This is a genomic window from Ruegeria sp. (assembly GCF_965199275.1).
GTDB lineage: Bacteria > Pseudomonadota > Alphaproteobacteria > Rhodobacterales > Rhodobacteraceae > Ruegeria.
Genome location: NZ_CBDAQX010000021.1, coordinates 39,919 through 62,860, shown reverse-complemented (window position 1 = coordinate 62,860; position 22,942 = coordinate 39,919). Strand labels below are relative to the sequence as shown.

General features: G+C 60.3%; 21 protein-coding genes. 19 read left to right on the top strand and 2 right to left on the bottom strand.

Features of this window, described 5'->3' with window-relative positions; genetic code table 11:
• Window positions 1–195: 195 nt before the first annotated feature.
• The 6 genes from ACOERD_RS15040 to ACOERD_RS15015 all read left to right on the top strand — a co-directional run bounded on the left by ACOERD_RS15040 (window position 196) and on the right by ACOERD_RS15015 (window position 9,849).
• Window positions 196–1,764: a DNA-binding protein gene (locus tag ACOERD_RS15040; protein WP_419739574.1), complete on the top strand. Its 1,569-nt coding sequence runs from the start codon at window positions 196–198 to the stop codon at window positions 1,762–1,764.
• Window positions 1,765–1,872: 108 nt separating this feature from the next.
• The gene (locus ACOERD_RS15035) at window positions 1,873–2,520 is read left to right on the top strand and encodes an antitoxin of toxin-antitoxin stability system (protein ID WP_419739573.1); all 648 of its coding nucleotides are present in this window, start codon (window positions 1,873–1,875) and stop codon (window positions 2,518–2,520) included.
• A gap of 110 nt (window positions 2,521–2,630) precedes the next feature.
• Entirely contained in the window at window positions 2,631–2,993 is a 363-nt protein-coding gene (locus ACOERD_RS15030; RefSeq protein ID WP_419739572.1) for a DUF6876 family protein, read from the top strand.
• Window positions 2,994–3,047: 54 nt separating this feature from the next.
• Entirely contained in the window at window positions 3,048–7,535 is a 4,488-nt protein-coding gene (locus tag ACOERD_RS15025) for a strawberry notch-like NTP hydrolase domain-containing protein (protein ID WP_419739571.1), read from the top strand.
• Window positions 7,536–7,540: 5 nt separating this feature from the next.
• Entirely contained in the window at window positions 7,541–8,638 is a 1,098-nt protein-coding gene (locus ACOERD_RS15020; RefSeq protein ID WP_419739570.1) for a DUF7146 domain-containing protein, read from the top strand.
• Between the two features lie 254 nt (window positions 8,639–8,892).
• Window positions 8,893–9,849, top strand: a complete 957-nt coding sequence (locus ACOERD_RS15015; RefSeq protein WP_419739569.1) for a DUF2493 domain-containing protein — start codon at window positions 8,893–8,895, stop codon at window positions 9,847–9,849.
• A 78-nt stretch (window positions 9,850–9,927) separates the two neighbouring features.
• Here the strand turns inward: ACOERD_RS15015 and ACOERD_RS15010 are convergent, their stop codons facing one another.
• Together ACOERD_RS15010 and ACOERD_RS15005 are read right to left on the bottom strand one after the other, a co-directional pair.
• Entirely contained in the window at window positions 9,928–11,244 is a 1,317-nt protein-coding gene (locus tag ACOERD_RS15010) for a hypothetical protein (RefSeq protein WP_419739568.1), read from the bottom strand.
• A gap of 55 nt (window positions 11,245–11,299) precedes the next feature.
• The gene (locus ACOERD_RS15005; protein WP_419739567.1) at window positions 11,300–12,070 is read right to left on the bottom strand and encodes a DUF6650 family protein; all 771 of its coding nucleotides are present in this window, start codon (window positions 12,068–12,070) and stop codon (window positions 11,300–11,302) included.
• Between the two features lie 594 nt (window positions 12,071–12,664).
• Here ACOERD_RS15005 and ACOERD_RS15000 point away from each other — a divergent pair.
• From ACOERD_RS15000 to rlxS, 13 genes are all read left to right on the top strand, one after another.
• Entirely contained in the window at window positions 12,665–13,633 is a 969-nt protein-coding gene (locus tag ACOERD_RS15000) for an IS1595 family transposase (protein ID WP_419737678.1), read from the top strand.
• Window positions 13,630–14,352 (top strand): DNA methyltransferase, encoded by a 723-nt coding sequence (locus ACOERD_RS14995; protein WP_419737677.1) that lies wholly within the window; start codon window positions 13,630–13,632, stop codon window positions 14,350–14,352. The genes ACOERD_RS15000 and ACOERD_RS14995 overlap by 4 nt, the downstream gene beginning before the upstream one ends.
• Window positions 14,353–14,355: 3 nt before the next feature.
• On the top strand, window positions 14,356–15,024 hold the full coding sequence (locus ACOERD_RS14990) for a hypothetical protein (RefSeq protein ID WP_419737676.1): 669 nt from the start codon (window positions 14,356–14,358) through the stop codon (window positions 15,022–15,024).
• Window positions 15,025–15,052: 28 nt separating this feature from the next.
• Window positions 15,053–15,229 (top strand): hypothetical protein, encoded by a 177-nt coding sequence (locus ACOERD_RS14985; RefSeq protein ID WP_419737675.1) that lies wholly within the window; start codon window positions 15,053–15,055, stop codon window positions 15,227–15,229.
• Between the two features lie 274 nt (window positions 15,230–15,503).
• Window positions 15,504–15,842, top strand: coding sequence for a DUF736 domain-containing protein (locus tag ACOERD_RS14980; RefSeq protein ID WP_419739566.1), 339 nt, complete (start codon window positions 15,504–15,506; stop codon window positions 15,840–15,842).
• A gap of 314 nt (window positions 15,843–16,156) precedes the next feature.
• Complete coding sequence (locus ACOERD_RS14975; protein ID WP_419739565.1) at window positions 16,157–16,306, top strand: hypothetical protein; 150 nt, start codon at window positions 16,157–16,159, stop codon at window positions 16,304–16,306.
• Between the two features lie 216 nt (window positions 16,307–16,522).
• Window positions 16,523–16,759 carry a helix-turn-helix transcriptional regulator gene (locus ACOERD_RS14970; RefSeq protein WP_419739564.1) on the top strand — a complete coding sequence of 79 codons (237 nt, stop codon included), beginning with the start codon at window positions 16,523–16,525 and terminating at the stop codon, window positions 16,757–16,759.
• A complete protein-coding gene (gene traF / locus ACOERD_RS14965; protein WP_419739563.1) occupies window positions 16,756–17,256 on the top strand; it encodes a conjugative transfer signal peptidase TraF in 501 nt (166 codons plus the stop codon). The genes ACOERD_RS14970 and traF overlap by 4 nt, the downstream gene beginning before the upstream one ends.
• Window positions 17,244–17,858 carry a lytic transglycosylase domain-containing protein gene (locus ACOERD_RS14960; RefSeq protein ID WP_419739562.1) on the top strand — a complete coding sequence of 205 codons (615 nt, stop codon included), beginning with the start codon at window positions 17,244–17,246 and terminating at the stop codon, window positions 17,856–17,858. The genes traF and ACOERD_RS14960 overlap by 13 nt, the downstream gene beginning before the upstream one ends.
• Window positions 17,859–17,990: 132 nt before the next feature.
• Entirely contained in the window at window positions 17,991–19,733 is a 1,743-nt protein-coding gene (locus tag ACOERD_RS14955) for an IS1634 family transposase (RefSeq protein ID WP_419737624.1), read from the top strand.
• Window positions 19,734–19,813: 80 nt separating this feature from the next.
• Complete coding sequence (locus tag ACOERD_RS14950; protein ID WP_419739561.1) at window positions 19,814–20,530, top strand: lytic transglycosylase domain-containing protein; 717 nt, start codon at window positions 19,814–19,816, stop codon at window positions 20,528–20,530.
• 2 nt (window positions 20,531–20,532) lie between these two features.
• Entirely contained in the window at window positions 20,533–20,718 is a 186-nt protein-coding gene (locus tag ACOERD_RS14945; protein ID WP_419739560.1) for a hypothetical protein, read from the top strand.
• A 160-nt stretch (window positions 20,719–20,878) separates the two neighbouring features.
• A complete protein-coding gene (gene rlxS, locus ACOERD_RS14940) occupies window positions 20,879–22,876 on the top strand; it encodes a relaxase/mobilization nuclease RlxS (RefSeq protein WP_419739559.1) in 1,998 nt (665 codons plus the stop codon).
• Window positions 22,877–22,942: the final 66 nt, after the last annotated feature.

Below are 22,942 nucleotides of genomic sequence, written 5' to 3'. Positions count from 1 at the left end.
AGCCTCGCCGAGAATGTCCAGCGGCAGGCGCTCCATCCGCTCGACCAGTTCCGCGCGTTCCAGTCCCTGAAGGACCAGGGACTGGGCGAAGACGAGATCGCCGCGCGCTTTTTCGTCACGCCGCAGATCGTCAGGCAGCGGCTGAAACTGGCCAGTGTGTCGCCCAGGCTGCTCGACATCTATGCTGCTGACGAGATGACGCTGGAACAGCTCATGGCCTTCAGCATCGCAACCAACCATGAGCGGCAGGAGCAAGTGTGGGAGGCTGTGCAGCGCGGCTACAACCAGGAACCATACTATATCCGCAAACTGCTGACGGAAGACGCCGTTCGGGTATCGGACAAGCGGGTTCGTTTCGTCGGCCTCGATACCTATGAAGCCGAAGGGGGCAGCGTCCTGCGCGATCTGTTTTCGCAGAATGACGATGGCTGGTTGCAGGATGTGGCGCTGCTGGAGCGCTTGGTCGGCGAAAAGCTCACCGCCAAGGCCGACGCGGTGAAGGCGGAAGGGTGGAAATGGACCCGGACGGCCCAGGATTTTCCCTACGGCCACACTGCCGGACTGCGTCGCGCCATGGGCGAGATGGAACCGCTGACCGACGAGGAACACGCCCGTCGTGAAGTCCTGCGCGATGAAATGGCGGATTTCGAGAAGCGCTACTCCGGCGCGGACGAGGATCTGCCCGAGGGGGTCGACCAGCGACTGGATGAGATCGAAGCTGAACTCGACGGTTTCGAAGACAGGCCCGTCATCTACGATCCCGCCGATATCGCTTGCGCGGGCGTGTTCGTCAGCATCGACAGCGACGGCAGGCTCAAGGTCGAGCGCGGCTATGTCCGGCCGGAAGATGAAGCCAGGGGGGACGAGGCGCATGAGGCCGATGGCGATGCAGCCGACGCCGACGCTTTTGTCCGCGACACGCAAGAAATCGTCCATGTCGGTGCGGACGGCGAGACCCGACGGGTCGATCCCGCGGCGGCCCTGTCCGGCGATACCGCCCAGCCCATCGAAGAGGACGAGGACGACCTGAAACCGCTCTCGGAGCGTCTCGTGATGGAACTGACGGCGCATCGGACGCTCGCCCTGCGCGATGCCCTGGCGAATGACCCGGACATCGCCTTCATCGCCGTATTGCATGGGCTGGTGCTCCAGACCTTCTACCGCTACGCCACCGATAGCTGCCTGGAGATCACGGGCAAGAGCAGCGGCTTTTCCGTGCAGGGACCGGATCTGAAGGAATGCGTCTCGGCGAAGGCCATCGATGACCGGCACGCCAACTGGGAAAAGCAATTGCCGGACGAGCCCGAGTTGCTCTGGGAGTTCCTTTGCGATTTCGATCATGACAGCCGGATGGCGCTCTTCGCCCATTGCGCCGCGCTCACCGTCAACGCGGTGCATGAGCCGTGGAACCGCGCACAGGACCGCCGGCACCATGCCGACCAGCTTGCCTGCGCCCTGTCGCTCGACATGGCCGCCGGCGGGTGGGAACCGACCGCCGATAACTATCTGAACCGGGTGCCCAAGGCGCGCATTCTGGAGGCGGTGACCGAGGCCAGGGGCGCTGGTATGGCGGAACTGATCGAAGGCCTCAGGAAATCCGACATGGCCGAACAGGCCGAACGGCTGCTTGAGGGCACCGGCTGGCTGCCCGAACCGCTGAGGACGTCCGGTGTCGAGTCCATGGGGACCACGGATGCAACGGAGGCGCCGGAGGCCGACGTTTCCGCGGAGGATCTGCCGGAATTCCTCACCGCCGCCGAGTGAACCTTCCGTCAATTCCTGTCCATCACGGCCCGGCGCCCTGGTTAATTTGTGCGGCACAGACTGCGCAGATCAAATGAGGGGCCGGACCTTTCATTTTTGGAGGCTCATATGCCGACCGTCATTGAAACCACCGTCTTCCCTTTCGATGAACTCTCCGACGCTGCCAGGGAACGCGCCCGCGAATGGTATCGGATCAGCAACCTCGACTATGAATGGTGGGATTGCACCTGCGATGATTTTTCCACCATCTGCGAAATCCTCGGCGTCGAACTGAAAGCCCACCCCGTCCGGTTGATGGGCGGCGGCACGCGGCAAAAGCCCGGCATCCGGTTTTCCGGCTTTTACAGCCAAGGCGATGGCGCGAGCTTCGAAGGCAGGTTGACTTACGCCAAGGGCAGCGCCGCCAGGATCAAAGCCTATGCGCCCAAGGATGCCGAATTGCACGACATCGCCGCGCGTTTGGCCGCTGTCCAGAAACGCAACTTCTATCAGCTCTACGCCATCATCACCCAGCGTGGTCCCTATTGCCACGAGAACACCATGCAATTCGACGTGCGCCGCGATGATGCCGAGGCGACCGCCGATGCCGAGGACATCATCGCCGAGGCAATGCGTGATCTTGCCCGCTGGCTCTATGCGCGGCTGGAAACGGAATACGAGTTCCGGAACGCCGACGAGATGGTCGAGGAAAGCATCACCGCCAATGCCTACACCTTCACCAGCAGTGGCACCAGCAGCGGTGGGCGGTTCGGGTGAACAACCGTTCGGTTAAAAAGTGAGAGGCGTTTCCGGGAAGGGTGAACCGGAGCGGGTGAGAGAAAGCCTGTTCCGGTTCGGTTTTCAAACCCTCAACCCGGAGACATCCCATGCTCGACACGCACGATCTCACGCGCGAAGACCTTGCGCAGTTCATCGGCAGCACCTGCCATTACCGTTATCCGCTCACTGGCCTTCGCTACACCGAGGGCGTCCGGTTCGTTGCCGAAAAGGGCGGCGCCGTCTGGTTGCTCGGCGACATTGCCGCCTACCAGCTCGACCCGTCGATTCGCTTTGAGCCCTTCCAGCATTGGAAATTGAATGTAGCCGAGGACAAGACGGCGCGCCTCACCTGCGAAAACGGCAACGGCAAGGTGACGTTCACGCAGAAGATCGATTACACCGACTTCCCGCTTGATGAGATCGCCTTTTATCTCACCGACAACGTGCTGATGCTGCCCAGCGAATACTGACCCGCAGGCCGCCCGCGCGGCCTCACATCTTTTCCCTGAAATCGGAGAACTCCCATGAATTTCGCCCTACCTGCGGCGGCTGTGAAGCCGTCTGCACGCTCCTGCACGTCCGCCTGCGCTGCTGAAAAAGCCGCTACAACGCGGCGCACGCCTGAAACTCAGGCTTCATCCATCCTCACCGCCGCCAACCGCATCCTTGCCGGTCTGGAGCGCGGCACCACCATTGAAACCCGCATCCTGCGCCAGGCGATGGAGGAGGCCTTCGGCGGTTCTGACGCCGAAGGCTTCTGGTACTGGAAAGACGCCTATGAAGCCTGTGAGGTAGCCCAGGTCTTGTTCCTGCGCAAATATGGCCGCGCTTGCCAGGAGAAAGCGGCATCGCCCGCCGCGCTTCTGTCGATGATCAGCCGCATCGCCGGGCTGCTCCCCACCCATACGCGCCGGTCGGAAGAATCCCAGGCGCTTCAACAATTCTCGACCCCGGCACCCTTGGCACTGGTGGCAGCCATCGCTGCCGGGCTCACGCCCGATGACGTGGTGCTGGAGCCTTCCGCGGGCACGGGATTGCTGGCGATCTTCGCGGAAACCAAGGGCGCGCGGCTGGCGCTCAACGAGATCGCCGAGACACGCGTGGCGCTATTGCGGCGGCTGTTTCCCGACGCCGTCACCTCCACCCATGATGCGGCCAGCATCGATGATCGGCTGGCGGACGATGTTACGCCCTCTGTTGTCATCATGAACCCGCCTTTCTCGGTGGCGATGAATGTGAAAGGGCGTTCAGCCGACGCCGACTTTCATCATGTCCGTTCAGCCCTGGCGCGCTTGGCCGTTGGCGGGCGGCTGGTGACGATCACCGGACACAATTTCCCCTATGAGCGACTGAACGGCGCGGTGCACTTTTCCTGCGTCATCGATGGGAACGCCTATGCCAAGCATGGCACCACATTCGAGACCCGCCTGACGGTGATCGACAAAGCCCCGGACAGTGGCATCTCCCCGATCATGCCACCGATCATGCCACCGATCATGTCGGGGGCACAAACCGCCGCCGAGTTGCTTGCGGCTGTCACCCGGCATGTCCCGCCGCGCATGAAGGTGGAGGGCGAGATTGGGCTTGGCACGTTGAAGGCACTCACGCCGATCCGCCCCGCTCCGGTCGCGCGCAAGCCGCAGTCTGCCAGGCTTTCCGCCGCTCCCGATGCCACGGAAATTGCCTATGATCCGGTCGAATGGACGGCCACCCAAGGTGCCGATCTCGCCGACACGCTCTATGAAGGTTACGCGCTGCAATCCATCTGCATCGAAGGCGCGCAGCCGCACCCGACAAAGCTGGTGCAGTCCGCCGCCATGGCCTCGGTCGCACCGCCGCAGCCGAGCTACCGACCGCATCTGCCGGTGCATATAATAAAGAGCGACGTGCTTTCCGACGCGCAGCTTGAGAGTGTCATCTACGCTGGGGAAGCCCATTCGCGTCACTTGGCAGGATCGTGGACGCTCGACGATACGTTCGACAATATTCATGCCGCCGCTGACGAGGCAGAAAACGCTGTACGCTTCCGACGTGGCTGGTTTCTTGGTGACGGCACCGGTTGCGGCAAGGGGCGGCAAGTCGCGGGCATCATCCTCGACAACTGGATCAAGGGCCGCCGCAAGGCGGTCTGGCTCAGCCGGTCCGATAAGCTGCTCGAAGACGCGCAGCGCGATTGGTCGGCGCTCGGCATGGAAAAGCTGCTGGTCCAGCCTCTTTCGCGCTTCAAACAGGGCACGCCAATCCGGCTTTGCGAAGGCATCCTGTTCGTCACCTATGCCACCTTGCGCTCCGCCGGGCGCGAAGGGAAAACCTCACGCCTTCAGCAGATTATCGACTGGCTTGGCCATGACTTTGATGGCGTCATCGTCTTCGATGAAGCCCATGCCATGGCCAATGCCGCCGGTACCAAGGGAGAACGGGGCAAGGGCGAGCGCGGCGATGTCGCGCCGTCGCAGCAGGGCCGCGCCGGGTTGCGATTGCAGCGCGCTGTGCCGGATGCCCGCGTGGTCTATGTGTCGGCGACCGGCGCCACCGATGTGCGTAACCTTGCTTATGCCGAGCGGCTCGGGCTTTGGGGTGGCGAGGATTTTCCGTTTGTCAACCGTGGCGAGTTTGTTCAGGCCGTCGAAGCGGGCGGTGTTGCGGCAATGGAGGTGATGAGCCGCGACGTGAAGGCGCTCGGGCTCTATACGGCGCGGTCGCTGTCATACGAAGGTGTCGAGGTCGAGATCGTCGAACATGCCCTCACAAAGGAGCAGGTGGCGATCTATGACGCCTATGCCGCCGCGTTTCAGGTGATCCATAACAATCTGAATGAGGCGCTCGAAGCCACAAACGTCACCGGCGAGCGCGGGACGCTGAACGGCCAGGCCAAGGCCGCCGCCAAATCGGCATTCGAGGGGGCGAAGCAGCGGTTCTTCAATGGTCTGATCACCGGTATGAAGGTGGTGACGCTGATTAAAAGCGTCGAGCGTGACATCACCGATGGTCATGCACCGGTGATCCAGCTTGTCTCTACCGGCGAAGCGGTGATGGAAAGGAAGCTCGCCGACATCCCCGCCGAGGAATGGCAGGACCTGACCATCGACCTGAGCCCGCGCGAGGTCGTCGGCTCTTACCTCCAGCATTCCTTCCCGACGCAATTGTTTGAATCCTACACGGACGATGAATGCAATCTGCGTTCGCGCCCCGCATTCGATCCGCAAGGCAACCCGATCCAGTGCAAAGCGGCCCTGGCAGCGCGGGATCGCATGATCGAGCAACTCGCGACGCTCGATCCCGTGCCCGGCGCGCTCGACCAGATCATCCAGCACTTCGGGACGGACAAGGTCGCCGAGGTGACAGGCCGGTCCCGCCGGATCGTCCGAAAGCCGGGTGCCGGCCCCATAGGTGACCGCTTCTGCGTCGAAAACCGCCCGCCTTCGGCGAACCTCTCTGAAACACAAGCCTTCATGGATGACGACAAGCGCATCCTGGTCTTCTCCGACGCCGGCGGTACCGGGCGCAGCTATCACGCCGACCGGGGCGCGAAGAACCAGCGCTTGCGGGTGCATTATCTCCTGGAAGCCGGCTGGAAGGCCGATGCCGCCATTCAGGGGCTTGGTCGCTCGAACCGCACCAATCAGGCGCAACCGCCGCTGTTCCGGCCCATCGCCACGGACGTGAAGGCTGAAAAGCGGTTTCTTTCCACCATCGCCCGGCGCCTGGATACCTTGGGCGCGATCACGCGTGGCCAACGCCAGACCGGCGGTCAGGGCCTGTTTCGCGCCGAAGATAATCTCGAAGGTGATCAGGCCCGCGCTGCACTGCGGCAGTTTTACATGTTGCTCGCACAGGGTGGTATCGAAGGGTGTTCGCTCACACGTTTCGAGGAGGCGACCGGCCTGTCGCTGATCTCCGAGGGTGGGACGCTGAAGGAAGACCTGCCGCCGATCACGACGTTCCTCAATCGCTTGCTGGCGCTGCCCATCGCGATGCAGAATGATCTGTTCGCCGCCTTTGAGGAACTCTTGAACGCCCGCATCGAAGCGGCAATCGCGGCGGGCGTGCATGACGCCGGGCTCGAGACGATCCGTGCCGAGAGCCTGATCGTCACCGACCGTCGCACCGTCTGGAAACATGACAGCGGCGCACAAACCCGGCTCTTCTCCATTGAACGCAAGGACCGCAACAGGCCGATGTCCGTCGATGATGCATTGGTCATCGCAAGAGGCGGGGAGCGGGGAACCCGCGACAGGGAACGCAACCAATGCGGCGGGGAGCGGGGAACCCGCGACAGGGAAACAAAAAGTGATGGCAAATTGCTGGTCAATGAACGCTCGCACCGCGCGGCGGTTCGCACAGCGGCGACCAGCCTGATGCTTGATGATGGCAGTCTGCAGCGGCGCTTCCGGCTTGTTCGCCCCATGCAGGCCGATACGATCAGCGTCGAGGATTTTACATCAAGCCACTGGAAGGAAGCCGACGAAGCAGAATTCGCCGAGGTCTGGAATGCCGAGGTCGCCGGAATTCCCGAATTTTCGACCGGCACCTTCCATCTGGTGACGGGATTGTTATTGCCGATCTGGCGGCGCCTGCCGGAGAGCAATGCCCGCGTCTATCGGTTGCAAAGTGACGATGGCGAGCGGGTGATCGGGCGCATGCTGTCGCAAATCGAGATGGAGGCCGTCTGCCGCAATCTCGGCATCGACGCGCCGAAAATCTCGAACGAAGATGCCTGGCGGCTCATCATGGACGGCAAGGTCACGGCGCATCTGGCTGATGGCCTGTCACTGCGCCGCGTGCGGGTGATGAATGAGAACCGCATTGAGCTGACCGGCTTTACCTCCGGTCTGGTCGATGCCCTGAAGGCGCGCGGGCTGATGTCGGAGATCATCAATTGGAAACTGAGGCTGTTCGTGCCCATTTCGCGACATTCAGCCGATGATCGGGCAGCCGGTGATCGGGGGCAGGTGATTTTCGAAAGCCTCACCGACCGCTGGGCGCTGACGCAAATCGCGGAAAGGGGGTGATGCCCATGTCGAGCAGCAATTTTGATGACGTGCACTCGGACGGAAAACCGGCATCCACTTTTCCTGAGAGCGCGGGCGATCTCGCGCGCGGTCTCGGGCAAAATGCCGAGGCCGTGTGCCGAACCTGGCTGCCCAAAGGTCGCCGCCAGGGCCGATACTGGATCTGCGGCGATGTGCATGGCACGCCGGGGTGCAGTCTCTATGTCCGGCTTTTCGGCGACCGTGCCGGCAAATATGCCGACGCAGCAACTGGGGAACATGGTGACCTCCTGGACCTCATCGTGGCCAATCGTGGCCTTGATTTCCGTGCGGCGTGTGATGAGGCGCGGGCGTTTCTGCGTCTTCCGATTATGCAGGCAAGGCGATCAGAGGCACCCGCGCCACCGGGTACTTCGGAAGCGGCGCGGCGGCTGTTTGCCGCATCGGGTTCGATCCGGGGTACACTGGCGCAAGCCTGGCTCTGCCAGCGCGGTATCGTTTTGCCATCTGATGACGCCACGGTTCGTGCCCTGCGGTTTCATCCGCGATGCTATTACCGCGGGCCGGATGGCCGTCAGGAATGGCCCGCGCTCATTGCCGCCGTCACCGATGGCAAAGGCAACGTGACCGGTGTGCATCGCACCTGGCTGCACCCCAACGGCGGCAAGGCCCCGGTTGACGCACCGCGCAAGGCCCTCGGCATCCTCGCCGGAAACGGCGTGCGCTTCGGGACTGCCAGCCATACCATGATGGCAGCGGAGGGGCTGGAAACAGCCTTGTCGCTAAAGATGATCCTGCCCGAAATACCGATCATCGCTGCCCTTTCGGCCGCGCACCTCACCGCCCTGATCTGGCCGACGAAACTCCGTCGGCTCTATGTCGCGCGCGATAATGACCCGGCCGGGCGGTTTGCGCTGGAAAAGCTGCGATCCAGAGCCACCGGGATCGACATCCGCGAACTGGTGCCACGGGCGGAGGATTTCAACGCCGATCTCCTCACACTCGGCCCGGACCGGCTGCGGGGCTGGATCGGGGAGCAACTCGCCGAAGACGACAGCCATTTCCTCATCCGCGATGGGCGGCCATGCGCCTTATGGTTCCGCCATCGGGCCGTGACGGAGTGAACATTCCGGCAAGTCTCGCCGTTCGCAAAGGGGCCACGCCCCGGCCTTGTCCTATAGGGGTATCTGCCAGCGCCAATCGGCTTTGCAACGGCTGCGCCGTCCTCCACTGCGTTGCGGCCCCGTCGGCCCATGGCCGACTGTCTAAAGACAGCGCGCCAGGCGCGCGGGGTGCAAACCCGCTTTGCGGCGCTGGCGGGCGATCCTCAGGACAAGGCTGCGACAGGCGCGGCCTCGCAAAACCGGGAGACCCCGCCATGACGCTTCATAACCCTTTCATCGAACCCTTTGACGACGAGCCCCATCACATATCATCGCCAACCGCCCATCTCCTCGACGAGTTGCAGATGTATGGCTATAGCCCCCATGCCCATATTAATGGCGACGAACCCGATCCGCGCCCGCTGCCCGAAGCCGCCCGCGCCGAACAGGAGTTAGAGGCCGCATTCGAATCCCTCACTGCCCTGATGGCCGATACGCGCCTCGAAGACGATCTCGACGATGTGCTCTGGAACCTCGTCAATATCTTCCACCGCAAGATCGCAAACCTCGACCGCTTGGCTGACGACAATGAGCAGACGCAGCGCCGGATGCAGCGCGAGCAGGACGGCTCCGAGGTCAAATCAAATGAGCTGGAGCGGATGACGGCGCAGGGCATCTCGATTATCGAGCGTCGCAATGCGTTCGAAGCCTTCCGCGAGATCGGCGCCTCATGGTTCGAGAAATACACCTTCTCCGCCTGGAAACCGCGTTCCGGCTCGATGGCCAATCGCCAGACGATGACGGCGAGCATGATCGACAGCCGCGACTTCATCGCCGCCAAACGCAAGGCCGAGATCGAGCCGCTTCTGCCCACCGGCCCGCGTATTGCCTTCACCGGCGGCATGGATTTTGGCGATCACGCCCGTATCTGGGATGCTCTCGACAAGGCGCATGCAAAACACGCCGACATGGTGCTGATCCATGGCGGATCGCCGAAGGGTGCCGAAAAGATCGCTTCCCTGTGGGCCGACAATCGCAAAGTTCCGCAGATCGTCTTCAAGCCCGACTGGACCCGCCACAAGAACGCAGCGCCCTTCAAGCGCAATGACCGGATGCTGGACGCACTCCCCATCGGCGTCATCGCCTTCCCAGGCTCCGGTATCAGCCAAAACCTCGCCGATAAGGCCCGCAAAATGGGCATCAAGGTATGGCAATGCGAGGGCGGCGCGTGATGCGCCACCCCATTCCGGTGCAAGTATTGCTTCTGGATGCCGGCGCGGGCGCACTTGCCTCTGCGGGTCGAAACCAGCTCAGTTGCTCCGCAATCCTTCTTCCGGCGACCAGGTTCTATGTCCGACTATTCGCCGTGGCGGTGGGCTGCCCAACAATGCCAGACCGTCCCGATACAGAGCGTAGCTGTATTCGGATTCTGGCGAAACATCGCCCCCTTCGTCTCGATCCACGGCGAAACCGGCGTGTTCGACACGCGGAAGTCCGAGGGCTGCGGGCATATTCTCTCGCCCGCCGCGGATGATGGTGCTCAGGGCGTTGAGGAACCGTTCGGCGGACTTTTCCTCCATGACGAACCATCCCGCAAAGCCATCGCCGCTTCGTCGCAGCAGGCGCCTTCGCGGGAAATGCGGCCACCATCTGGGATCATGCCAAAGGTCATCCAGCCAGTAGGGATGGTCGTGGAAAGGCCAGATGGATTCCATGCAGGCTAGAAATATTCGGCCGGCGTATGGAATCTCCAGGAAGCTCACCGGCGAGTCAGCATCGGGGCGTTCTCCTCCAGCGCGAACCCAATCGATCCAGGTCACGATGCTCGGCGCGTCCATAAGAGAAAAATTCGCGCGATGCGTCGCGAGAGCAAGCGAGGTTGGCGTCGACTCCGGGCTCAAGCGCGGGGTCGGTTCCGTCGGAGGCGACCGCTTGCCGCGCAGCTTGGAAATGCGCGTCTCGGCAGCATGCAGAACGGCGCCTGCTGATCCCGGTCTTGAGCCGAACGCGATCGAGTAACCGTGGATGACTTTGCCGTGAGCCGATTCTGCCGCCAGATGGGGTTTCACTTGCTTGCTGTACTTGCGCTTTGCCTGTCCGCTTATGGCCGCGGCCGAAACGTTGGCGGCGAACGATCCACGCGCCTCCGCCAGCACGACACCGTAGTCAGTAACCGCACCGTCCCCGTAAATGAAGTCGGCGTGTGGGGCGAGAGAACTAGAGAGGCAGGCAGCATTGTCTCGCCACGTATAGCCGAGCGCGTTCATGAGCAGGTCGGTGACGCCGGCTCCGACGCGGCCGGCGAAGGCCGTCCGTTCGGCATCGGCCAGCGAGTTGATGTGCTGCGTAAGCATGAACGTGGAGCCGTCTTCAATCAGCCATTCCACTTCGGTCAGGGCGCTGTATCCCCATCGTGCCAACATCTCTGGCGGCGCATCCCGGAGCGTTGCCGTCCTCGCGATTGATGCCGCAAGAGCGGTCGGGCCAAACGTCAGGGTCTTGCACATGCCGGGGGCATTGAAGCCCACGGAAATCGGACTCGGATTGTGCCGATGACGGGTGTGCCCGGTGATGCCGACCGAGTTTTCAACTCGCCAGACCGCAGAGGAGGTCAATACATCACTCATGAATTGCCTCCTGCCGACGTTTTGCCCCGTCCGCTTCTTGCTCGCGGCAGCGCCTTCATGATGCATCGTCCGTGGGAGGAAGGATCGATGCGAGCTCGCCCTCGACATCGACGCCATATTGGTACGCGAGCGCTGCCACGTGGGTGCCAAATGTCGCCCGCAGTTCGCCAAGAGCAACGAAGAATGGTGGGCTGCCTTCTGCGTCTCCAAAGCGCCCTCTGCTGTAGTGGGGCGGCAGGTTGCGGAAATCCGGATGCGGTTCCTCAAGGAACTTTCGACACGCAGCGCGCATGGCACGGATGGACCCGGCGGCCCGAGCGGTCTCAGGTAGAGCTTGCAATGATTCTGTCAGCAGTTCGCGCATTTGCAGGACCGAAGATGTCACCTGTGAAACGACTTCGAGGTGATACGGAACGAAGAGAACGCGCCGGTCTTCAAGCGCAGCCAGCAATCGCCGGATGATCTCTCGTTCATCAGCGGAAGGCGTCCACTGGACGCCAAAGAATGGCAGCGAGAACCCCGTCAGTCGATGCGCTAGCGATTTCGCTGCGATCTTTCCTTTCTTCGTGATGTCACCCGATTTGCTCACGCCAAGATCCCCCAATTGTTCGACCGTTCTACAATAACCACAAATGGAATCTACCATCATTTGTGGATTTTGTGGCGGATCAAACCAGCCGAGCACATTAGGGAAGCGCTTATCGCGGAAATCATAACAGGGTGCAAAAGGTGTCCTAAAATGTGGCGCCCGCGCGAGGATAAGCCTCGCGCGCCGGGCTGTCGTGAACCGAACCCGCTTCGCGGTTTCGGCCCTGCGGGCTTCCATCCCATGGCGCTTTTGCCCGCATTCGCGGACGATGGGTGGCTAGCGTTTCCCGCATGAAAAGCCCCATTCCTCATGCGATCAGACGTGGCCGGGAGGGGTGGAAAAGGCGCGTTATGCCTCCTGCCAGCAGTGCAGCGGGCCGTCTTGCGGGCGTGCCTGGCTTGGGTTGGGTCAGCGCATCCGGTCCAAAATAGCACGGCGGATGGGATTGGGTACAGCTTTGCCACCTGCTTTGGAGTGGCATATCCGGCTTCATTTTCCGTATCGTGCCACCGGCATTTTGGGCGAGGAAGGGGCGTTTTGGGGCTCATCCTTGCACGGAAGAATACCGACCCGACGGGCGGTGACGGGTATTGAAGTGGCCGGAAAAGCCGTCAGGCAGGCCGGTGAAAGCTGCGGGTGATGAGGCCATTTGTCTCCCTATCCCGCCATTCATCGAGGACCAATCCCTGCATGTCTTTGCCGCTTAAATCCTGCGCCGGACCGTTCAACCCGCAGGACGAAAAAATTTGGGAATTATATACTTAAGTAACATTTATGATTGACGGACTCCGACGCATTTGTTACATTTTAATAACATTCAGGAGTGTAAAAATGACAAAAGCACCGGGAAAATCAAACCGCAAGGGCCTGACCTTCCTACAGGTTGCTGCAATGTTCGGTAATGAAGAAAAGTCGCGTAAGTGGATTGAGGAACTACATTGGCCAGATGGTCCGTTTTGCCCGCATTGCGGTTCTTTCAACGTGCAGTCAGGCATCAGGCATCCAAGCATGACGCACAGGTGTCGTGAGTGCTCCAAAAAACCCATGTTTACGGTTCGGGTCGGCACGATCCTTGAGAATACCCGGCTACCATATCGCACATGGGCCATTGGTATTTACTTGTTCACAACTAACCTTAAGGGCGTATCTTCGATGAAGTTGCACCGTGAGCTTGGTGTTACGCAGAAGTCCGCGTGGTTCATGCTGCATCGTCTTCGGGCTGCAATGGAGGCAAACATGCCTTGGTTTAATGGCCCAGTCGAAGCAGATGAAACCTACATAGGCGGCAAGGAAGGCAACAAACACGCGAAGAAGAAACTCAAGGCTGGACGTGGCGCTGTTGGCAAGGCTGCTGTTGCTGGTATCAGGGATCGCGAAACGGGTCAGGTTGTTGCCAAAGTGGTAGAGAGCACAGACAAAGAGACCTTGCAGGGGTTTGTGAACGAGCATGCCGTCGAAGGAGCAACACTCTATACCGATGAGGCTAGTGCCTACAAGGGCATTGACAGGCCGCATGAGGTGGTAAAGCACTCAGTGGGTGAATATGTCCGCGATCAGGCGCACACCAACGGGCTGGAAAGCTTTTGGGCTCCTATGAAGCGGGGTTATAATGGCGTCTATCACAAGATGTCGCCCAAGCATCTGCAACGCTATGTGGACGAGTTTCAGCACCGTCACAACAACAGGCCAAAGGATACAATCGACCAAATGGGCGGCGTTGTGCATGGGATGGCTGGAAAGAACCTGCCTTACAAGAAGCTAATCGAGGATAACGGATTGAATAGCGGAGCGCGGTCATGAGCGTCGGAACTTCGCAAAGTACTGCCGGGGTATTTTCCAACACGCGCACGGTGACCGTGCCAAAGCTGGTGCTTCCCGATGTCCTTAAGCCCAACACGCGCCTTAAGATGGACGGTCTTGAGTTCCTTTCCGCTATACCTGCGGACGCAGTTCCAGTCGCATTCTTCGATCCCCAATACCGTGGCGTGCTTGAAAAGCTGGCATATGGGAACGAAGGCAAAGTTCGTGGAAAACGCCGCAGCGCCCTACAGCAAATGCCGGAGGAGGCCATCGCCAATTTTATTCGCGGAATAGATCGTACGCTTATCCCATCAGGCCATCTCTTTTTATGGGTGGATAAGTTTCACCTTTGCCAAGGTATTCACCCGTGGCTGGACGGAACGAGGCTGGACATTGTGGATCTTTTAACGTGGAACAAGGGTACATTTGGTATGGGCTATCGCACTCGGCGCAGAGGAGAATACTGCATAGTACTACAGAAACAGCCGCGTAAGGCAAAAGGCGTGTGGAAAATACATAACATTCCAGATGTAATTCAAGAACAAGTATCCCAGCGGGATCACCCACATTCCAAACCAATAGACATACAAGGTCAACTCATGGCCGCCGTGAGCCACGAAGGCGATTTTGTAATTGATCCGGCTGCCGGGTCGTTTTCGGTTCTGCAAGCGGCACGAAACCATGGCCGCACCTTCCTTGGTTGCGACTTGAACGGTTAGATTATGGCACGATTACGGGATGCCAAACCAAAGAACACATCTGGTTCTTACGCCCGGTTGTTTGGGAATGAAGCGTTAGGTGAATTGGCCAGCAAGATACAGTCAGCTGTAATCTCATCGGGGTCAGAACTGGAATCGATGATCGTGGAAGCTGTTCCCAACATCCCTAATCTGGACACCTTTTTGGAACAAGAAATCATGCCTGAGGGCGTGTTGCTTGCCCGAAAACGTGAAATTAAACGAAGTCGGACCTTGGATTTTTCGGGATCAGAGCCTGACTTTATGGTTTTCAAGCGCCGAAAAGGCGAGCAAAACTGCCATATAGTTGAGTTGAAGGACGGTCATGTGTTCGACACAAAAAAAGCTAGCGCAGAGAGGCAGTCAATGCACGGGTTCATTCAACGCAACGCCCAGCATATTCAATATCGGTTCCAGGCACACTTTTGTGCTTTCAATCAAGAAGACAAGCAAGCGATCTGGGAAGGATTCAAGAAGAGAATTTCAATCGATGAGGCAATGACAGGTCGGGAGTTTTGTGATTTGTTGGAAATTGATTACGACAGTATTGTGCGGGCGCGTCAGGCCGACGGCCCCGACAACGTAGAGTTTTTGTTGACCGAACTGGCTAAAATTGAACCAATCCAAACCCGCTTGCGAGAACTTCTCGGCTAAAACCAATGTATTCAATTTAGGAATTCGCATGACAAACCAACGTTACAATGCAGACCTGCCTGAACCCGCCGATCTGCACATCAGATCGAACAAATATCAACCGACCAAGGCTGAGTTGGAAGAAGAAATCGACATGCCTGAAATGTCATTGGATGAAATCAGGGCTGCATTCATGCGGCCAATGAGTATCAAGAAGCCTGATTAAAGAGAGCGCAGAGTGCTAAAATACCTTGCGCGGTTTTCGTTTTTATCGCGTCAATATGCGACAGTCCACTATAAAAATGTTACTTAAGTATATAATTCCCAAAAATTTCCCCTGGCCTGCGGCCATTCCTCGCGCCCGCTTCGCTCCAAATTTCTCCGCCTGGCGGGTGCTCCGCTCCGCTTCGCCCTTTCAGGTGAACCGCCCGCCTTTGCGGTCTTATCGCTGGTGACATCGCGAGGGATGGTCCCGCGACGAACAGCACAGGAGACTTATCATGGCTATCACACTTGGTACTTTCACCAAATCCGCAGACGGCAGCTTCACCGGCACGCTCAAAACCCTCAACGCCACCGCCGGCCTCGTCATCGCCCCGGTCGACAAGATGAGCGAGAACGCCCCCGACCATCGCGTCTATGCCGGCAACGGCAATCGCTACGAAGTCGGCGCAGGCTGGTCGCAGATCGCCAAAACCAGCGGTGAGACCTACCTCAACCTCAAGATCGGCGCGCCGGAATTCGGTCCCAACTGGGTGCGCGCCCGCCTGGTCAAGCTGGAACAGTCCGGCGAAGACGGCACCACCCATATCGCCCTCTGGGAGCCACGCGAGCGCTAATCCCGTACCCTCAAAGCCCCGCTGCGGCTGATCCGCTAGCGGGGCTTTTTCGGGCTTTCGCACCTGCCCAATCGCCGGAATTGATGCGGTGTTGCCTGACGGCAACGGGCTTTCCGTCTCGATTTCTTCAGTATACCACCCGGCGCAACGCGAGCCTCAAGGCTGCGCGGTTCCCCCAAAATGCTACCGCATTTCGGCTCCCCCACGCCCCGCTTCGCGGCGCTGACGCGGCCTTGACCCTCGGCTCACCGGATGACCGCTGGGCGCGTTCTCTGACCAAGAGAACAGCTCAATCATCACGGAGATTTTCACCCATGTCACGCATCGATATCGCCATCTGGATCGAACTCCTGGACATCGAACTGCGCGGAGGCTTGCCCGCAGATGAGCGCGCATGGAGCCGCGCCAGGATCGCTGAATTGCAGGCCCAGCTCGATGCAATGGATACCGGAGATGGGGCTTAAGCAGCCCGTTCTTCTCCTCCGTTTTCTTCGACAGAAGTCCTGTTTCACACCGCGATTGGACGGGGGCTCGATTTCGATACCCCCCGTTTTTCGAGCGTCCCGCGACGCGCCCTTGCGCGCCATCCTTGGGCCATCTGCGCCTGGTCGCGCATCCGAACGCCGAACCGGGTTCACACTTCGGCTGGATGCGCTCCGGCACACCGAAAGGAGCTATGGATGCAAGACGATCAAACACGGGCGAGCGAGGCCAAAAAGGGCAGCCCGTTTCTCACCACCCGAGAGGCCGCGTATTACCTCTGCCTCTCTTATCGCACATTAGAAAAGATGCGCCTGACTGGCAATGGCCCCCGCTTTCGCAAGCATGGCCGCTATGTGCGCTACCACATCGCCGACCTTGAGGCCTGGTCACAAGGTCGGGGGCAATCTTCCACATCGGATGGGGCAGGCGTATGAAAAAAGCCGTCCTCCTTCCCCTTGCTGCCGTCCTTTCAGGTGTCGCGCTGATCGGTATTTCTGCCATTGCCCACACGCCCTTGCTGGTCTGGAACGCCTCCGCCAGCGCGCCAATCGGCCTCTATCGCGTCACATCCGGTGCGCCGGAGCGCGGCGACCTGGTGCTCGTCCAACCCTCTAAATCCATCGCCAAACTGGCCGCCGAGCGCCGCTATCTGCCCGCTGGCGTACCGCTGATCAAACGCATCGCGGCCATGAGCGGCGATGACGTCTGCGCCTTTAATAGCGTGATCATCATCAACGGTGATGTGGTTGCTGACCACCTTAAAGTCGACCGCAAAGGTCGCCCTATGCCGCGCTGGAACGAATGCCGCACACTCGAAGCGGATGAAATCTTCCTGCTCCTTACGCCTGCCGGCTCCTTTGACAGCCGCTATTTCGGGCCGGTGAAGCGTCACCGGATCATCGCAAGACTCGCACCGCTATGGACCGAATAACACCTCTCATCATCGCTGCCGCCGCGATTATCTCCCCCGCTGAAGCGGCTACGCTCGCACGGTTTCAGGCGCATATCAAAGAAGCAGCACAACGGTATTCCATCCCCGAAAGCTGGTTCCGCGCCGTCATCCTGGCCGAGAGCAATGGCGACAGCCAAGCCATTTCACCCAAGGGCGCCATGGGTCTGATGCAGCTCATGCCCGGCACTTGGAAAGAACTGCGCGACGAGCACGGACTGGGCACCAATCCTTACAATCCGCGCACCAATATTCTCGCCGGAACCGCCTATCTCAAGGCCATGTACGAGCGCTTCGGCAGTTCAGGTCTCTTCGCTGCTTACAATGCCGGTCAGGTGGAAAAGCCGGGACGCTACGGGGGGCATTTGCGCGATGGAAAACCGCTTCCTGCCGAGACTCGCGCCTGTGCCGCCGGCACCCGGGAGGCGCCTGGTGGTACGCCGGAAACCACCGTCACAAAGACAAAATCCGGCCCATCAACCACACAAAATTCACCGAAAATTGCCTTCGATACGCGGCTGTTTTGCCGGTTTCGACGCGCGAAAACAGCGAAATTCTCGCACGAAATGGCGAGTTTTTCCTGACTTCCGACCTTTTTGTTGATCTGACTGGGTTTTTGGTTTGTTTTCAGGTGTGGTTGCTCAGAGGCGCGTTGTAGTGCCCCATTATTATAAAAAGTATTGACATGGGCCTTCAGATGGCTAACCTCTTCGCCCATGTTCATCCGCACCAAACATGACGCAAAGCTCAACCGCACACGGATCCAGATCGTTGAATCCGTCCGCACCGGCTCCAAGGTACGCCAGAAGATCCTGCGCCATGTGGGTGTGGCCCATAACGACAGCGAGATTGAGGATATCAAGCGTCTGGCGGGCCGCTTGATGGAGCAATTACGCATTGATCGCTCGCCGCAAATGGAACTGTTCACGCCCACGGAATATGCCGATCTGCAGGCGCTGGTGCGCCGCGCTCCGCGGCCGGACAAGCTTGGCGTTGATCTTGCCGAGTGCCGTGAGGAGGCGCGGGTCTCTCTGGGTCTGCGGGATGTCATGGGGACGATGTATGACCAACTGGGTTGGGGGGCCCTTCTGGGGGCGGCGCGTAAAAGTGCCAATCGCATTGTGAAAGAGCTGGTTATGGCGCGGATCGCACAGCCCGAGAGCAAGCGCGCGACCGTGGAGGCGTTGGAGAACCAGGCAGGCATCACGCTCAATCTGGACGTGGTCTATCGGAGCATGGATTACATCAATACGCCGGTGATAGACGGGATTTGCAAAACCTCTCACGCGGCGGCAGAGAAGTTGCTGGGCGGGCCAGTGACCGTGCTGTTCTACGATTGCACGACCCTGGCCTTTGACACCGAGCGCGAGGACCCGGCCGAGGATGCGGACGGGGTCGAGCAGGATCATCTTCTGGCCAAGGGCTTCAGCAAGGATGGCAAGCATCACCGCGCTCAGGTCATGCTGGCGCTGATCGTCACCTCCGATGGGCTGCCTGTGGGCTATGAACTCTTCCCGGGAAACACCTGGGAAGGTCATACGCTGGAAGCTGCGCTGAAGGCGTTGGAGGGACGCTTCGACGTGGCCAGGGTCACGTTCGTGGCCGATGCCGCCATGCTCAGCAAGGACAACCAGCAGATGTTGCAGAACAAGGGTCTGCCCTACATCCTCGGCTATCGCATGAAGTCCGCCCCGGCCGCCGTGAAGGCGAACATTTTGAGCCCGGAGGGACGCCAGCCTTGGGCTGGACACGGTTCTGAAGAGGCAACCGAGAAGGGCTGGTACAAGGTGATCGACCAGGAGGGAGCGCGGGTCATTGTGACCTGGTCACCCACCCGGGCACGCAATGATGCCCACAAGCGCGACAAGGCAATCGAAAAGCTGCACAAGAAGCTCAAGCGCTCTCGCAAACCCGGCAGCTTCAGCAGCCGGGGATATGGCCGCTTCCTGGCCTTCCCCGACAGCGGGGACGTCACGCTGGATGATGCAAAGATCAAGGCAGCGGCACAATGGGACGGGCTGCATGCCATTGTTGTTCATGGTGCGGACGAACTGGAGGCACAGGACGTCATTGCCCGCTATCACCAGTTGTGGGAGATCGAAGCCTGCTTCCGCACCAACAAGCACGATCTGAAAATCCGGCCCATCTATCACTGGTCGCCGCGTCGGGTCCGGGCCCATATCGCCATCTGCTACATGGCCTTCTGCTGCCTGCAGCACCTGCGCAAGCATCTGGACCTGCTCGGACACCCGATGAGCCCGGCTCGTATCCGCAACGAGTTGAACGCATTGCAGCTCTCGATCCTGCGCCACAAAGGCACCCCTGACCGCTACGGCATGCCAAGCCATGCCACGGTCGATGCCAGACGCATCCTCACCTGCGTCGGCCTGACCTGGAACGAAGCCCCTTTCAAGATACCCCCCGGGCGCACCCGAAAAACTGGCCAGACCAAAGCCTGAGCTCCCTCAACACTCCGAAACAATCGCTGGCGAAAAAAGTCCGTGTAGTGCCTTTTGGCAACCAAGGCATAATAATATCAATGACTTATACGAAAAAATGTCGGAAGTCAGGAGCGTCACCGGATCATCGCAAGACTCGCACCGCTATGGACCGAATAACACCTCTCATCATCGCTGCCGCCGCGATTATCTCCCCCGCTGAAGCGGCTACGCTCGCACGGTTTCAGGCGCATATCAAAGAAGCAGCACAACGGTATTCCATCCCCGAAAGCTGGTTCCGCGCCGTCATCCTGGCCGAGAGCAATGGCGACAGCCAAGCCATTTCACCCAAGGGCGCCATGGGTCTGATGCAGCTCATGCCCGGCACTTGGAAAGAACTGCGCGACGAGCACGGACTGGGCACCAATCCTTACAATCCGCGCACCAATATTCTCGCCGGAACCGCCTATCTCAAGGCCATGTACGAGCGCTTCGGCAGTTCAGGTCTCTTCGCTGCTTACAATGCCGGTCAGGTGGAAAAGCCGGGACGCTACGGGGGGCATTTGCGCGATGGAAAACCGCTTCCTGCCGAGACTCGCGCCTGTGCCGCCGGCACCCGGGAGGCGCCTGGTGGTACGCCGGAAACCACCGTCACAAAGACAAAATCCGGCCCATCAACCACACAAAATTCACCGAAAATTGCCTTCGATACGCGGCTGTTTTGCCGGTTTCGACGCGCGAAAACAGCGAAATTCTCGCACGAAATGGCGAGTTTTTCGTGCCGCTTTCCCCCCAAAACAGAACGGGAAATGAGATGAAAATGTCGTTTCCCATCGCGATTTCTGCGTATTCTTACACCCGGCAGCGCGACCTTGCAGCTGCCGGGATTTCCGCCTCGATGGAGGATCGGTCGCAGGGGATCGTGGAGGGTCGCAGGGGGGATGAAGGAAGTCGTGTATGGCAAGATAAAAGCAACGGCACCATCGGCGGGAACCGCGAAGGGTAAGCCCTTGTCTGCACATTGTTTTTTCGGGAGGTCGGATGGTGCCAGGCTCTATGCCATGGTGCCACGGGTGCCGTAACACTCTGATTTTACTGGTTCCGCATGGCACCGGTTTACAAGGGCCGCCCGACTGTCCCTTCATGGGGGCGGAAAGGAGCAGATTATGTCAGGCGACGATTTCAGACCGAGGGTCGGCAAGCCGCGCGCGACCGGTTCGTCCGGCGCGAAGAGCGAGCGCAAGTTCCTGCATCAGGTGCTGGCCGCGTCAAACCTGGCGCGGGGTGGCCCTGTACGTGGTGGCAAGTCTGCGGCACGCAGGCCGGGCTTTACCGGCGCGCGCCTCGGACGCGGCGCAGGCGCAGGTCGTGTGCTGGCCAGCCGTGATCGCCATGCCGCCTTCCGTCAGCGCCGCGTCGTCGTCAAATCCCGTATCGTCAGACTGGCGGGCAAGGGGATGAACGGAGCAAAGGCTCACTTGCGCTATATCCAGCGTGACGGCGTCACCCGTGAGGGGAAACGCGGTGACCTGTACACTGCGCTTGAGAACGAAGCGGATGGCAAGGCCTTCCTCGACCGGGCCGATGGCGACCGCCACCAGTTCCGCTTCATCGTCTCACCCGAGGACGGTTTTGAGTATGACGACCTGAAGCCGCTCACCCGCCGCCTGATGGCGCAGATGGAGGAAGACCTCGGCACACGCCTCGACTGGGTGGCGGTCGATCACTTCAACACCGGTCATCCCCATACCCACATCATGCTGCGCGGCAAGGATGACAGGGGCGACGATCTGGTCATCGCCCGCGACTATATCACCACTGGCCTGCGGGAGCGCGCCGCCGAGCTGGTCAGCCTTGATCTCGGACCCCGCACCGACCGCGAGATCGAAGACCGGCTGCGGGCGGAAGTGAAGCAGGAGCGGCTGACCTCTCTCGACCGTCGTCTGCTGCATGAAATGGACGGGGACGGGTTTGTCACGGCCGCCGACCGCGATCCTTTCCGGCAGAGCCTGCGCGCGGGCCGGTTGCAGAAACTTGCGCATCTGGGCCTCGCAGCGGAACACCGCCCGGGTGTATGGCGACTGGAAGAGGGCCTTGAAGACACGTTGCGTCGCATGGGCGAGCGCGGCGACATCATCAGGACCCTGCAGCGCGCAATGGCGGCACAAGACATCGCCCGCAGTCCGGGTGATTATGTCATCCATGACCCGGCAGACCCGAATGTCAGACCCGTCACCGGGCGGGTGACGGCGCGGGGCCTGTCCGACGAACTCAACGACCGGCTTTATCTGATCGTCGATGGTCTGGACGGACGGGCGCACTATATCGACATCGGCCGGGGCGATGCGACCGAACCAACACCGGAAGGCAGCATAGTTCGCGTGACACCCAAAACCATCGAACCGCGCCAGGCGGATATCACGGTCGCCGAGGTCGCCGCCGCCAACGGGGGCCGCTACACCACCGACCTCCATCTCGATCATGACCCGCGTGCGACCGAGCGGTTCGCCCAGACCCATATACGGCGGCTGGAGGCGATCCGCCGCGCCACCGGCGCCATCGACCGCGCGCCGGACGGCACCTGGCTCATTGCACCCGATCATCTCGACCAGGTGACAGAGTATGAACGCGGGCGGGCCAGGGCCGCGCCGGTCATCGTCGAGACGCTGTCGCATCTGTCGCTCGACCGGCAGGTGGGTGCCGACGGTGCCACATGGCTCGATCGTGATCTGGTTGCCGATATGCCCGAAGCCACCCGCGACAGCGGGTTCGGGCGCGAACTGCGTGAAGCGAGAGAACACCGCCGCCAATGGCTGGTCGCCGAAGGGCTGGCGCGCGAAGAGCAGGGACGCACCCGCTACCGCGCCGACATGCTGGCCACCCTGCGCCGCCGCGAGCTTGCTCGCGTCGCCGGTCAGTTGTCAGATCAGCTTGGTCTTGCCTATGTCGATGCCAGACAGGGCGAGCCCGTCGAAGGTACTTTGCGCCGCGCGGTTGAACTGGCCAACGGTAAATACGCCGTCATCGAAAAATCCCGCGAGTTTACCCTCGTCCCCTGGCGTCCCATCCTCGAACGCCATATCGGCCAGCACGTCTCAGGCGTCATCCGCGGCGACGGCATCTCATGGACCATCGGACGGCAGCGGGGGCGGGGGATTTCGTGAGAAGGGATGTTGATGCGCAGTGTAATAGGGGTAATGTCTCTTGTGCATGGGAACCAATTTCGAGGA

What these genes read in the sequence shown, in the direction of transcription:
- ACOERD_RS15030 (WP_419739572.1), top strand. Translation starts at nt 2,631, where the DNA reads ATGCTCGACACGCACGATCTCACGCGCGAAGACCTTGCGCAGTTCATC.
- ACOERD_RS15010 (WP_419739568.1), bottom strand. Translation starts at nt 11,244, where the DNA reads ATGAGTGATGTATTGACCTCCTCTGCGGTCTGGCGAGTTGAAAACTCG.
- traF (WP_419739563.1), top strand. Translation starts at nt 16,756, where the DNA reads ATGAAAAAAGCCGTCCTCCTTCCCCTTGCTGCCGTCCTTTCAGGTGTC.
- ACOERD_RS15025 (WP_419739571.1), top strand. Translation starts at nt 3,048, where the DNA reads ATGAATTTCGCCCTACCTGCGGCGGCTGTGAAGCCGTCTGCACGCTCC.
- ACOERD_RS15020 (WP_419739570.1), top strand. Translation starts at nt 7,541, where the DNA reads ATGTCGAGCAGCAATTTTGATGACGTGCACTCGGACGGAAAACCGGCA.
- ACOERD_RS15015 (WP_419739569.1), top strand. Translation starts at nt 8,893, where the DNA reads ATGACGCTTCATAACCCTTTCATCGAACCCTTTGACGACGAGCCCCAT.
- ACOERD_RS14985 (WP_419737675.1), top strand. Translation starts at nt 15,053, where the DNA reads ATGACAAACCAACGTTACAATGCAGACCTGCCTGAACCCGCCGATCTG.
- ACOERD_RS15040 (WP_419739574.1), top strand. Translation starts at nt 196, where the DNA reads ATGACGCTGGAACAGCTCATGGCCTTCAGCATCGCAACCAACCATGAG.
- ACOERD_RS14950 (WP_419739561.1), top strand. Translation starts at nt 19,814, where the DNA reads ATGACTTATACGAAAAAATGTCGGAAGTCAGGAGCGTCACCGGATCAT.
- ACOERD_RS15035 (WP_419739573.1), top strand. Translation starts at nt 1,873, where the DNA reads ATGCCGACCGTCATTGAAACCACCGTCTTCCCTTTCGATGAACTCTCC.
- ACOERD_RS14995 (WP_419737677.1), top strand. Translation starts at nt 13,630, where the DNA reads ATGAGCGTCGGAACTTCGCAAAGTACTGCCGGGGTATTTTCCAACACG.
- ACOERD_RS14960 (WP_419739562.1), top strand. Translation starts at nt 17,244, where the DNA reads ATGGACCGAATAACACCTCTCATCATCGCTGCCGCCGCGATTATCTCC.
- ACOERD_RS14970 (WP_419739564.1), top strand. Translation starts at nt 16,523, where the DNA reads ATGCAAGACGATCAAACACGGGCGAGCGAGGCCAAAAAGGGCAGCCCG.
- rlxS (WP_419739559.1), top strand. Translation starts at nt 20,879, where the DNA reads ATGTCAGGCGACGATTTCAGACCGAGGGTCGGCAAGCCGCGCGCGACC.
- ACOERD_RS14955 (WP_419737624.1), top strand. Translation starts at nt 17,991, where the DNA reads ATGTTCATCCGCACCAAACATGACGCAAAGCTCAACCGCACACGGATC.
- ACOERD_RS14945 (WP_419739560.1), top strand. Translation starts at nt 20,533, where the DNA reads ATGTCGTTTCCCATCGCGATTTCTGCGTATTCTTACACCCGGCAGCGC.
- ACOERD_RS14980 (WP_419739566.1), top strand. Translation starts at nt 15,504, where the DNA reads ATGGCTATCACACTTGGTACTTTCACCAAATCCGCAGACGGCAGCTTC.
- ACOERD_RS14975 (WP_419739565.1), top strand. Translation starts at nt 16,157, where the DNA reads ATGTCACGCATCGATATCGCCATCTGGATCGAACTCCTGGACATCGAA.
- ACOERD_RS14990 (WP_419737676.1), top strand. Translation starts at nt 14,356, where the DNA reads ATGGCACGATTACGGGATGCCAAACCAAAGAACACATCTGGTTCTTAC.
- ACOERD_RS15000 (WP_419737678.1), top strand. Translation starts at nt 12,665, where the DNA reads ATGACAAAAGCACCGGGAAAATCAAACCGCAAGGGCCTGACCTTCCTA.
- ACOERD_RS15005 (WP_419739567.1), bottom strand. Translation starts at nt 12,070, where the DNA reads ATGGAAGCCCGCAGGGCCGAAACCGCGAAGCGGGTTCGGTTCACGACA.